The following is a 12,953-nucleotide window of genomic DNA, read 5'->3' as shown; positions in this document are numbered from 1 at the left end:
CTCCTAACTAAATTTCTTTCACAATTTATTTGAGATGACACGATTAATAATTGTAATGATTAAAATAATGAACATTAAGATTAATGAAGCCGCCCCAGCTTTGGAATAAGAAATAATTTTTGACCCTTGTCCAGTAATGCGTTCATAAATTCAAAAAACAATAGTTTGAGCATTGACAGCTTCTGCTTTGGTTTCATTTTCAAAAAGTCCCATTGGTACATATTGAAATGATCAAATGAAAATCATAGTGATTAAATACATTAAAGTTGGTGTCAGTTGAGGGAGAGTAATTTTTCAAAATTGTCTCAATTTACTCATCCCATCAATACTTGCAGCAGCATAATATTGACGATCAATACGCATAAAACCAGTTGTTAACATAATGATTTGAAATGGTAACATAATTCAAATCCCATTGAAAATGACAACAGCAAAAGCAGTTTTAGGATTGGCTAATCAAGCAACTGGATCAGCCCCAAATAGACTAATTATTGAATTCATAATCCCAGTTTTAGCACCACTAAACATGACAGCGAATGATAAGGAAATCGCTAAAGTACTAGTTACATAGGGCAAGAAAAAGAGCCCTTGCATAAAGGAAAAGAAACGTTGGTTTAATAGCATTGATAAACAACGAGCAATGGCAACTGATAAAACTAAACCAATTGGAATAGCAATTAAAGCAAATAAAAAGGTATTGGATAAAGCCTTGGTAAATGTTTGATCACTAAAAATCACTTTGAAGTTTCAGAAGGTAAATTGAAATTCACTTTGATTAGTTGCTCCATTAACAGCATTTTGAATTACAAAAAAAAGTGCAATAAAAATAAAGATAGTAATAAAGAGCATTCCCGGAATCACCCAAATAGCTTGGGTATAAAATTTATCAAATCGCTTTGGACTGCGATGGTTTTTAGTTGCTCATTTTTGGTTTAAGTTGGCAAATTTTAAGTTAAAATTTTGTTTTTTACGGTTATTTAAATTGTTCATTAAATGACCTCCAATAATGCTTGTTCACCATGAGCATCAAAAACATAAACTTTACCTTTTAAGAAATTAAACTTCACTTCTTGACTAATTTGAGGCGAAGAAATTGATGTGTCATAAACAGTAGCAATTTCTTCGTCATGGGCAAATAATTTTAAATAATTATATTTTCCTAATTGTTCAGTTAACATCACTTTACCATCAAAATCATTTGCACTAGCTGGAGTAAATTCTTGCATCCCAACAATAATGGTGTGTTCAGGACGAATGCCAATAATGACATCTTTATTAGGAATTTTCTTAGTTAATTTACCAAGTTTATGACCATGTAAAACCACTTCATTGGAACTATTGATTGTTGCTTGATGAAAAAAGTTCATTGATGGATTACCAATAAATTCTGCAACAAATTTATTAGCAGGTTGATTATAAACTTGCATTGGTGAATCACCTTGTTGTTGAATAATTCCATTATGCATAATGAAAACTTTATCAGAAATACTCATCGCTTCTTCTTGGTCATGAGTTACAAAAATCGTTGTAATATTAGTTTCTTTTTGAAACATTTTAATCCATTGACGAGTCGAAACTCTAAGATTGGCATCAAGATTAGAAAAAGGTTCATCTAAAAGTAGCACAGTTGGTTTTTTAATCACAGCCCGAGCAATTGCAACACGTTGTTGTTGCCCTCCAGATAATTGGCTGACTTTTTTCTTCAAATGTGTTTCAATTTGTACTTTTTGGGCAATTGTTTCAACTTCTTTTTTGATTTCATCTTTCAGTTTTTTCAATTGTGCTTTTTGCTTTAAAATTTTTTGTTCAAATTCTGCTTGTGACATTTGCAGATTTTGTTCCATGTTAGTTTTGTAAGCCTCAACAATTTTTTGAAACTCAAGATCATCATGCATTTGTTTTTTAATTGTTTTAAATAACTTATCTTGTTCAATCATAAAATGGATTTTTAAATTGTCCCAATTCAAATCAAAAGGATCGGGGATATCATTCTCCTGGTTTGTTTTCAACAATGTTTTAATTTCTTTTTTCATTTCTAAACGTTGGGTTTTAATGATTTTTTCACATTCTGAGATTTTTGCTTGAGTTTTTGCTCCATAATTTCAAACTAATTTTTGTTGTCAATTTTTAAGTAAAAATTGACCAGTTTCATCAGTTGTAAGTTGTGAACATTCTTCAAAAAGTTGGCTAAAAAACTCATATGCTCCCAGCATTTGACCAGCTTTAAATAATTCATATTCATTTTGGTTCATCACAAAACATCTTGAACCAAGATATTTAAATTGTTCACGGTTATAAACATCAGCAATATAATTACTTAAATCTTCTTTAAATATTGCATCATATTGTGCATAAATTTTTGTAAAACCATCATGATAAAAAGTTAAATATTTGTTATACAACACATCCAGTCCATTAAACAAAGCATCTTTAGCAAGACTAGTACCATGCTTTTTCATGACTGCTAAATTTAATTTGATATTTAAATTATGCAATTGAAGATTGTCAGCAAAAGTTTTACTTTCTTTTAATGGTAAAGCAATATTTTCAAAAACATTTAAATGTGGATAAAGTGCATAGTTTTGAAAAACAAAACCAATATGACGTTTTTGGGGTGGAAGATTAGTGACATCAATGTCATTAAAGATAATTTGTCCTTTGGAAAGCTGCAATAAACCAGCAATCGCATTTAAAGTTGTAGTTTTACCACAACCAGATGGTCCAAGTAAAGAAACTAATTCTCCTTGTTCAACAACCATGTTTAAGTTTTTAACAGCAACAGCATCACCATAATCAATCACCATATTTTTAATTTTTATACTCATCTTGTGCTCCTATTTTTTCTCTCATTCTTTTCATTTTGCATCAACTCCAAAAATAGCTTCAATACTACTTTGCAATTGGGGAGTCATTTCAGTTCAGAAATGTCCTAATAACTGTTTGGTATCCAGATCCCAATCATTTGATGTGGTTGTTCCATAAAATTTACTCATGTACTTGTCAATGATGCCACCACCAGTAGTGATTTCTCCAAAAGGGGAAATTGGACTAGCAACAACACTCATTGTTGGTGTAATAATTTGGCCATCAATGTTACCACCAATATAAGTTTCATAGATTAATTTATTAATTTGGCGAGAACCATCTTTTGGTCATTGTTTTCAATAAATTGGTTTAGGGTCTAAGGGATTTGATGTTCCATCTAATCAATCATGTTTGAAAATACCTAATCTATCACCAGCATCTAAATTGTAAGCAAACTTATTGACTGGTAAGTAAGCAGAACCCATTAAAGATTCACTCTGAATCGCTGGGGTAAGGAGATAATTTAATAACTTAGCAGCCACACGATTTTTCTTGACACTTTTTTGCTTGAACATTCCAATTCTTTGGCCACGATAAATTGATGAACTATTTAAGGGATTGTCAGGATTGGTGTTGTTTTTACCAGCTGTATCTTCTTTAGCAACTGACCCATGTAAAATCACATCATCATAATGGACATAAGTTGTTAAATACCTTCTTGAAAAATATGGCTTATTATTTTTGTTTGTCACAGCTCCTTGATAACCAACAGATTGTACTAAGTAATCAGAAGCTGCACTAGTGACTGAATAACCCATCATACTTCCTTTACCAAAATATGATGACCCATAACCACCAGCTGCGCCAAAAATAGTTCCTGGATGCCCACCTTTTCCACCATGTGAAGTACCATTAAATTCACTGATTTTTCTGGCAGTTTGGTATAACTGCAAGCCATTTAATAAACCTTGTGATTTTTTATCAAGATAAACTGTTTTGGGATCATCATTTTGATAATGCAATAAACTTTCTCCGACTGACAAAGCATTAGCATTGAAAAAGTCTGGTAAAAAATCTCACCCAAAACTATAGAAGTTATTGTAGTAATACATATGTTGCATTAAATTTTTATCAGTTGTATCAACAGGTAAGATATTTTTGCCGATTTGACTATAAATGTAAGTAAATAATTCCACATTATCAACATCAGTAAAAATATTTCTAAGCATATTTTTTTGTTTTCGCAGATTCGAAGCACTATTTGCTCTTGGATTAGGTGTTTCTTTGTTAATTCCAGCAAATAATTCTTCCACAAGAGATTGAATTGTTCGCTCTTTAAAAGGCTCTTGTTTTCATTTATTGTTTGCTGATAAAACTGTAATATTTCGCATTTTGGTATTAGCAACTGGTGCAATTTTTGAATGAATTGCTTGATATTGCTCTTGAATTTGCTGAGTTTTGTTTCATTCTTGCCTTCACTTAAGATATTTGGCATCATCAAAAATTGTTTTTTCTTGGCCAGTTCTTAAATCACGCACTTGTTTGGTGTAACCAGACACATCAATTAAATCTTCTTCTGGACTTAGTGGTGGAATGAAAAACTCACTCATGGGAAACATTGTTTGATCAAATAATTTTCCAGTTAAAACATAATAAAATTCAGAAATAATTTTAGTATTTAAATAACCAATATTCATTGAGAATTCTCAAGGGGCAGCATATAATTTGTTATTAAACAAACCACCTTCAACAACGACATCATGAAATGGAGCAAAGTGATTATAGTAGTTAAGTTCTTTGTTTAGATGAGGTTGTTCTGCTAGTGATGTCGGGATTGGTGAATTTTGTGCTGGGTTGTTTGGAATGTCATAACCCATTAATTGGTCCAAACTCATTTTGTCATCACCACTACTAATAAAATCATTAACGTTTTGATTAGCTTGACTAGCTCAACTTTTAATCATTTCGTGATCAAACTTAGGATCGCTTAATTTCTCTGTTAAATAGTCCTGATTTCAATTCAAAACTTGACCAACATCAACAACAGTTTGACTACCTTTAGCTTTTGGTAAAGTTTTTTCATATTTAACTGGTGTATTAGAATAAGAAATATATAAACTTGGCAATTCAATATCACGATAGATTTTATTATCTAAATTATTTTCACTAGTAAAAACTAATTCCGCATCAATGCCCTCATAGTTGGCTTGTTTTTTATTTCATTCGTTGAATTTTTCAACTTGTTTTTTTAATCTTTGGGGAGATTCGTGAGTTGCTTTCATCACATTGGCATCTAATTGTAAAATAACATTTTTATCAGATGTATCACGCAGCATCACTGCTAAAGTTGCTCCAAAACCACCTAAAATAATTACGATTAAAAAAACTGGGACAACCATTCTTTTTAATATAAATTTGCTAAACATTTTTCTCCTTTTGTTTATTGCATAGAGTATTCAAAGTACTCAAAAGTTATTATATTTTATTTTTAAATGATGTTGGTTGTTTTGCTTGAAATTAAAAAAATAATGCCCAAAGACATTATTTTTTAGCATTTTCTTGTTCAATTTTGTGGATAAATCCCAAAGTACGATCAACATAGTCTTGTTTATGATCGATGCTGTAATAACAATGTTCAGAACCACTAGGTGTTCACAACTCACTTCAATTTGGTTGAGTTTCAAATTTAATTTTTTCAGCATACATTTCTTTACCCATTCAAACTGGGACTCAGGTATCTTCAAGCATGTGGATAAAAAAGATTGGTGTTTGAGCATTGAAAGACATTCTTTTGTTTAAATCATAATCTTTTAAAGGTGTTTGCGTAATTTTACTTAATTTTGCGGTCAATCTAAAAGTGATTAACCATCAAGGTTGTTGATATTTTTGTTGTAAAGACCAACGGTTTTGAATTGTGAAATGACTTGGAGCACAATCTTCAATAATTCAAGTAATGCCAGCTTTATGCTGACCAATTTGTGAATAAAGGATAGCACTGGTTGCTCCCATACTTAAACCAATCAAACCAATCACTTGAGCTTGATGATCTTGTAGCAAATAGGCAACAAGATCATCAAGCATTGGAATTGTTGAATAACCAGAATCATGAAACTCTCCATAACTTAACCCATGACCATAAGCATCAAAAGTTAAAATGTTATAACCTTGTTCATAAAAATAATACATATAACGTAAAGCAGCATATTTATTCTGGGTTCAACCATGTAATCCAATGACTCATTTGTCACTAGCTGGATTAATCGCTTGGACACAAGAAATGCCCCCAAATTTACCTGGTAAAATAAATTCGGTAATTTGTTCTGGGGTAAAAGTGACTAATGATAAATTTTTTCTTTGTAAATCTCAAAGATGGTACTCATAAGTGTTGGCAGCCATCGGAATTGGGTCAGAAATTCCCCGTGCTTCTTTTCATTCCCCACTGCGTGGAAAAGTATATTTATAAAACTTGTGCTCTTTAAACACTTGCTTTGATTTTCACCAAACCACAGGAAAGAACAGGATTGTTCATAAAACAGTTTTTCAATTGTATTGATATTTTTTGCTTTCTTGAGCCATAAAAATTCCTCCTTATTACTGCTATTGATATTTTAACTTGTTTTTAATGATCTTTTCTGATTCGATAGATTAAAAAATAATGAAATTCTTAGTTAGAAATTGATGAAGTTGTGGTATCATTTAGAAAGTTTATGATTTAGAAGTTATTTTATCTCATATATAGAAAAGGAGAAAAATGACTTTTAAAAATCTAGGATTAAACCCATCAATATTGAGAGCACTCGATAAAAGTGGGTTTGACAAACCAACCCAAATCCAACAACAAGGAATTCCTGTGTTTATGGATGACAAAAACCTGTTTGGTAAATCAAGTACAGGAACTGGTAAAACTGCAAGTTTTGCCCTACCAATTTTACATAAAATTGATATTAAAAATAAACATGCCCAAGCAATTATTTTAGCCCCAACAAGAGAATTAGCATTACAAATTTTAGACCAAATTCGTAAATTTAGTTCAATGATGGAAAATATTTCTATCGCACCATTAATCGGAGGTGCGCGTATGAATGATCAAATTAAGAAATTAAAAAATTCACAAATTATCGTTGGAACACCAGGAAGAATTAATGACCACATTAATCGTAAAACTTTAAAATTAGACCAAATTAAAACGATTATTTTGGATGAAGCTGATGAAATGTTAAAATTAGGCTTTAAAAATGATATTGATGCTGTTTTTAGAGGTGTTCAAAACAAAGTGCAAATCGGTTTATATTCAGCAACAACTTCACCAAAAGTTTTAGAAATTGCCAAAAAATATATGATTGATTACGAATTGATTGAAATTGAAAACCAAATCGAAGTGAACCAAAACATTGATAACACTTACATTATTACTAAAGGTTATACTAAAGAAGATGTGATGGTCAAATTGATTGAAAAACACCAAATGAAAAGATTTATTGTTTTTACAAATACTCGTGCCAACACTTCAAAAATTGCTAAAGTTTTACAACATGCTGGCATTAAAAACGAAGTGATCAATGGTGATAAAAAACAATCACAACGTACAAGAGTAATTCGTGAATTTAAAGAAGGAAAATTTAAAGCTTTAATTGCGACTGATGTGGTGGCACGTGGAATTCATATTGATGACATTGATTATGTAATTAATTTTGAAGTTCCAGTTGATGATGAATACTTTGTCCACCGTATCGGAAGAACAGGAAGAAATAACGCCACTGGTTCAACAATCACTTTTGTTAATAGTCAAAAACTATTAAAACAATTAGAATACATTGTGAAAAACTTTAACTTAGAAATTAGTGAAGAATTAATTGATGATTTAGGATTAGTTAAATCAAAAGAAAAAGAACCTGTGGAAAGAAACGAGCGTTTCCGTCCAAGAAGAAGTTTTGAAGGGAACACAAGATCTAGTTCAAGAGGTGACAGAAATGGTAATTCAAGATCTGGTTCACGAAACGATAGAAGTAGAAGTTCAAGTTTTGAAGGTAGAAGAAGTTTTGATGGTAATGCAAAATCTGGTTCAAGAAATGACAGAAACAGAAATTCAAATTCAGAAGGTAGAAGAAGTTTTGGTGAAAACTCAAGCTTTGAAGGCAGAAGAAACTTTGAAGGTAAACCAAGTGGTGAAGGTAGAAGAAACTTTGAAGGTAAACCAAGTGGTGAAGGCAGAAGAAACTTTGAAGGTAAATCAAGTTTTGGAAGCAGTTCAAGATCTAATTCATGAGGTGATAAAAAACCTGCTACTCGTGAAAACAATAGTTGAGGAAAAGATAGTAGTGGCAAACCAAGAGATGCTAAGAAATCTCGTTTCCAAGATACAAAAACCAAGAGTACTTGAAATCGTGAAAAAGGTAATGATAAATTTGCTTCAACTGAAAGAAAATTCAGAAGAAAAGAAGTTTAGGATTATATAAATATTTTCAACAAAAAAGGAACAATCGATGTTCCTTTTTTGTTATCCTTTATCTTTGCGATTTGGGACATAATCACCAGTTGCAACTAATCAATTTAAAATCTTATTTTTAAATCAATGAATATCTTCTAGAAAATTAGGGTCATTAATTAAATTATTGATTTCTAATGCATCATGATCCAAATCATATAATTTGTGACACTTTCAGATTTTGAAAATCTAAAGCGTAGAAACCTAAAAAATCATTTTCAACTTTTAAAACCAATTTTTAATTCTCAAACTTACATTTTTTAATTCTCATTCAATGAGAAAATTAAAATGCAAAACTCTATCCTTGTGCTAGTGTTTTGCTAAAATTGCTTTAAACAATAAAGAGATAGGAGACTAGTTATGAAAGCTGTAATGATCATGTTTGATACATTAACCAGAAAATTTTTACCAAATTATGGCAATGAATGGGTGCAAGCACCAACATTTCAAAAGTTATCAGAAAAAATGCTAACTTTTGATAATTTTTATGTTGGGAGTATGCCATGTATGCCAGCAAGAAGAGAATTGCACACAGGGAAATATAATTTCTTACATCGTGGTTGAGGACAACTAGAAGTTTTTGACCAATCCATTTTTGAAATCTTAAAGAAAAATAAAATTTATACTCATTTAGTGACAGACCACTTTCACTATTGAGAAGATGGAGGAGCAACTTATCACACTCGTTATGATACTTTTCAAAGTTTTCGTGGTCAAGAAAATGACCGCTGAATTCCCTTAAAACAACAAGTATTAAATGATAACCAAAATCCATTAAATCAACATGGGTCATGAACAGAATATAGCTTTGCCAATCGTGGTCACCAAATCAAAGAAGAAGATTATTCATCAGCTAAAACTTTTCAAGCGGGAGTGGAATTTATTGAACAATATAAAGATGAAGATAATTGGTTTTTACAAATTGAATCTTTTGACCCACATGAACCATTTTTAGTGCCTCAAAAATACCGTGAGTTTTATGGGTTAGCGCCAACTAAAGATAGCCCGAATTATCCTTATTATCAAAAACTTGATTATCAAGCGAACAAAGCTGATCTTGATGTTATGAGAAAAGAATATGCGGCTTTAATTTCGATGGTTGATCACCATTTAAAGAAAATTATCGATTTATTTGATCAACATAATTTATGAGCAGACACCATGTTAATCATTAATACTGATCATGGGTTTGGATTAGGTGAACATGATTTTGTTGGGAAAACTTTTTTCCCTGGTTATGATGAAATTATCCATACCCCATTTTTCCTACATGTCCCCCAATTCCAAACATTAGCTGGCCAAAGAATTACTGAAGTAGCACAAACTATCGATATCCCCTTAACTATTCTTGATCATTTTAATTTAAATGATCAAGAAGACCGTGATGGCAAATCAATTTTTAAAATTTTAGCAAGTAAGATGAAAAATCATGAAGAAATTCTATTTGGGGTCAATGGAGGTCATGTTGGCATTTTTGATGGTCGATTCATTTATATGCGAGCAAGTGTGCATCCAAATAATTTACCACTTGTCCAATACACTTTAAATTTCAATTTCATGAGAAACTTCTTTCCGATCGAATGATTAAAAGGCATGAAACTAGTTGATGGTTCGAGATATTCCAATGGTGTGGAACTTTTAAGAATTAATTTACCAATTAATTGAGTTGATTCATATGCAGTTGGTAATTTGTTATTTGATCTGGAAAATGATCCTGCTCAATTAAACAATTTAAAAGGGACAAAAGTTGAGGAAATAATGGTTAAAAAACTCGTTGCTAAATTAGCAACAATTGCATGTCCTCAAGAAGAATATGAAAGATTAGGATTAAAGAATAATGGTTTTAATTAAAGGCAATAAATTTTTCATGGGCAATCCTCAGGATAACAGTTTTAAAAATGATTTTGAATATCCACAAGTTGAAGTGGAAGTTGGTGACTTTTATATCTCTCCAACCCCAGTCACCAACCGAGAATTTAAAACGTTTGTTGATCAAACAAAATATGTGACCCAAGCTGAAAGACAAAAAAGTTCTTTTGTCTTTTTTAAATCTTTAAAAAAGGAACAATGAGCAAAAGAGAAAAATATTGAAGGATTGAGTTGGTGGTTTGATGTTCAACAAGCCAATTGGATGCAACCTGAAGGTGAAGGGAGTAACTTAGATGGACGATGAGATCATCCTGTGGTTCATGTTTCAAGAGATGATGCTTTAGCATATTGCCAATGGTTTGGGGGAAGACTACCAACTGAAGCTGAATGAGAGTGTGCTGCTCGGGGTGGATTAGATAATTGCACTTATCCTTGGGGAAATGATTTTTTAGATGAAAATAATAATTGACAATGCAACATTTGAAAAGGTGAGTTTTCATATTTAGAGTCAATCGATTCTAACATTAAAAATGAAGTGATAACTGCTGAAAGCTTTCGTCCTAATGGCTATGGTTTATACCAAATGGTCGGTAATGTTTGAGAATGGTGTTTAAACCCAGCCAGAATTGAATTCGAAGTTTTTAACCAATTAACTCCCATTGCCATGCTTGATTTATATCAAAAGCAAAAGCATAAAACTTATGCTTTACGCGGTGGTTCATTTTTATGTCATGATTCACATTGTCAAAGATATAAAGTGTATTCAAGAAATGGTACAACTAGTGAGACAACATCAAACAACACTGGTTTTAGGGTGGTTAAAGATTTATAACAATTATTTAATTTGAAAAATATCAAAAAGAGAGACTTTTTAAAAAAGTTAGAAATTGAGGAAAAAATGTATGAATTGGACTGATTATTTACAAGTTGCATTTTCAATAGTTGGAATAATTGCTACATTTTTGCTTTTTTGAATTGGTCATTGACTTAATAAAAAACTAAATAAGAAAATAGCAGAAGAAAATGACAACAAAGAAAAAATAAAAGCATTGGAGAAAGCGATTGATCAGCAACTTAAAAAAGAACATCTAGAATTAACTAATGGAATTAAAAATATTCTTGAAGAATTAAAAGAATCTTCAGAAATTAATAATAAAATATTGAAGTCTATTCAAAATTTGCTACAAACCAAAATGGAAGAGAATGCTATAATTCAAGCAACAAAAGAAGAAAACATATTATTTTCTAATTTTTTACAAACCGAAAATTCTTTTATTGAAAAATTTGATGTTTTTGGTAAAAGTGATGATTTACAAAACATTAAAAATATTAAAGGACTAAAAACTGTTAAAAAATTACAAAAGAAAAAAAGGGATAATAGCATTAAAACAAAACAATTTATTAAAAAAAAGAAGAAATAAATATAAAATAAATGTAAGGAGGGATTGCTATGAAAACAAATCAATATTCAAATAGTTATAATGAATTAAAAAAACAAGTTGCAGATGAATTAGCTTCAAAAAGTGCAAAAAATGAAACTAGATGAAAAAAAATTTTAACTAAATTAATTATGGTTTTTTTTCTTCAATATAAAGACTTTGTAAGTGAAAATAGTGCATTAATAAAAGAAATGATCGAAAAAATGAAGAAACAAAATATCAAATCAAATCATCAAGAACTATTATTTTTGCAACAAATAATGTTTTTACAAAGTGGAGTAGATTTAATTTCAATTCATGATAATAAGGTTTTGATTAATTATGCAGGTTTTGATCATTTCGTTCCTTTTAAAACAAAAGATGAAAGTAAAAAACATAAAGAACAAATAAAAAATATAGAACTGATTTTTAATGTTCGCAATCTTCAAAATATTGAAATTATTTTACAATATATTATTAGTTTTTACAAGCATGAAAAAATCAGAAAACAATTTTTTGAATTTCTCTCATCAGACATTGAATCTAAAGATGAAATGGATACTTTGATTCTTAATTCTTTACATAACAATAAAAACTTTTCATTACATTCAATAAGTGTTTAAAAATAGTTTTTAAAAAATCCAACATCGTGTTGGATTTTTTAAATATATTTTCTATTCAAAGAAATTTTGTTTAGCTTTTTGTTTGATTTCAGCTGAAGCAATAAATGGAATACGGGTTGTATATCCTTGTTTAGCGGCCACAATTTTTTTAGTTGGTCAAACTTGGATATCATTGTTTCAACGGTTCACATAATCATTGTAATTAGTTCTTGCAGCAGTGATTTCACGTTGTAAGTAATCATTTTTTTGCATGGCATCAGCAATTACATTATGCGCTTTTAAATCTGGATAATTTTCAATTGCGATGTTTAATTTTGTTGCAATGTTTTCGACATCACTAGCGATTTGACTTAAATCATCACCATTGTTGTCTTTGATTCCAGAACGGTATTTAGCAATGCTTTTCATCACGTCTTTATCTAAATCAACAGATTTTTTCACTAAAGTCGCGGCGTTTTCTAAAACAATTACTCGTTGTTCTAAGTAGTTATCAATTTCACTTGCTGCAGTTTGGATAGTTTGTTCTAATTTATTGAAGTAGTTTTTAGCACTAACTTTCATCATTAAAAAGATTAAACCAGGAATAATCAATAATACTCATAAAAATATTTCAAAATATTTACTTTCTTTACCAATCTCTATTTTAAGTGTCTTATCAATCACATGCACATCACGACCTTCGTTGTTGATGTTGCTGGGGTTGGTGTCTTTTTCGTCTAATTTATTTGCCATTGTTTACTCCTTGTCATAGTT

At 30.5% G+C, this 12,953-nt stretch carries 10 protein-coding genes; 5 read left to right on the top strand and 5 right to left on the bottom strand.

Annotated features, from left to right (window positions below):
* Positions 1–3: 3 nt before the first annotated feature.
* The 4 genes from P695_RS0100120 to P695_RS05150 form a co-directional block, all read right to left on the bottom strand.
* Positions 4–990, bottom strand: coding sequence for a carbohydrate ABC transporter permease (locus P695_RS0100120; RefSeq protein ID WP_028126319.1), 987 nt, complete (start codon positions 988–990; stop codon positions 4–6).
* On the bottom strand, positions 990–2,825 hold the full coding sequence (locus P695_RS0100115; RefSeq protein WP_028126318.1) for an ATP-binding cassette domain-containing protein: 1,836 nt from the start codon (positions 2,823–2,825) through the stop codon (positions 990–992). The genes P695_RS0100120 and P695_RS0100115 overlap by 1 nt, the downstream gene beginning before the upstream one ends.
* Before the next feature lie 9 nt (positions 2,826–2,834).
* Positions 2,835–5,231: a hypothetical protein gene (locus tag P695_RS0100110; RefSeq protein ID WP_028126317.1), complete on the bottom strand. Its 2,397-nt coding sequence runs from the start codon at positions 5,229–5,231 to the stop codon at positions 2,835–2,837.
* 115 nt (positions 5,232–5,346) lie between these two features.
* On the bottom strand, positions 5,347–6,381 hold the full coding sequence (locus tag P695_RS05150) for an alpha/beta hydrolase (RefSeq protein WP_051437248.1): 1,035 nt from the start codon (positions 6,379–6,381) through the stop codon (positions 5,347–5,349).
* Between the two features lie 175 nt (positions 6,382–6,556).
* Here P695_RS05150 and P695_RS05145 point away from each other — a divergent pair, with 175 nt between their 5' ends.
* The 5 genes from P695_RS05145 (at position 6,557) to P695_RS0100075 (ending at position 12,200) form a co-directional block, all read left to right on the top strand.
* Complete coding sequence (locus P695_RS05145; RefSeq protein WP_051437246.1) at positions 6,557–8,251, top strand: DEAD/DEAH box helicase; 1,695 nt, start codon at positions 6,557–6,559, stop codon at positions 8,249–8,251.
* A 399-nt stretch (positions 8,252–8,650) separates the two neighbouring features.
* Positions 8,651–10,141 carry a sulfatase gene (locus P695_RS0100090; RefSeq protein WP_028126316.1) on the top strand — a complete coding sequence of 497 codons (1,491 nt, stop codon included), beginning with the start codon at positions 8,651–8,653 and terminating at the stop codon, positions 10,139–10,141.
* On the top strand, positions 10,128–10,991 hold the full coding sequence (locus P695_RS0100085; protein WP_028126315.1) for a formylglycine-generating enzyme family protein: 864 nt from the start codon (positions 10,128–10,130) through the stop codon (positions 10,989–10,991). Before P695_RS0100090 ends, P695_RS0100085 begins: the two co-directional genes overlap by 14 nt.
* A 70-nt stretch (positions 10,992–11,061) precedes the next feature.
* Positions 11,062–11,580, top strand: coding sequence for an AtpZ/AtpI family protein (locus P695_RS0100080; RefSeq protein WP_028126314.1), 519 nt, complete (start codon positions 11,062–11,064; stop codon positions 11,578–11,580).
* Positions 11,581–11,609: 29 nt separating this feature from the next.
* The gene (locus P695_RS0100075; protein WP_028126313.1) at positions 11,610–12,200 is read left to right on the top strand and encodes a hypothetical protein; all 591 of its coding nucleotides are present in this window, start codon (positions 11,610–11,612) and stop codon (positions 12,198–12,200) included.
* 51 nt (positions 12,201–12,251) lie between these two features.
* On the opposite strand, the gene P695_RS0100070 is transcribed toward P695_RS0100075, so the two are convergent.
* Positions 12,252–12,932 (bottom strand): LemA family protein, encoded by a 681-nt coding sequence (locus P695_RS0100070; protein ID WP_028126312.1) that lies wholly within the window; start codon positions 12,930–12,932, stop codon positions 12,252–12,254.
* Positions 12,933–12,953 lie beyond the last annotated feature (21 nt).

Origin of the sequence: Williamsoniiplasma lucivorax ATCC 49196, assembly GCF_000518285.1 — a bacterium.
Lineage (GTDB): Bacteria > Bacillota_I > Bacilli_A > Mycoplasmatales > Mycoplasmataceae > Williamsoniiplasma > Williamsoniiplasma lucivorax.
Note: the sequence above shows the minus strand (reverse complement) of the source record. Positions and strands in the feature narration are given on the sequence as shown.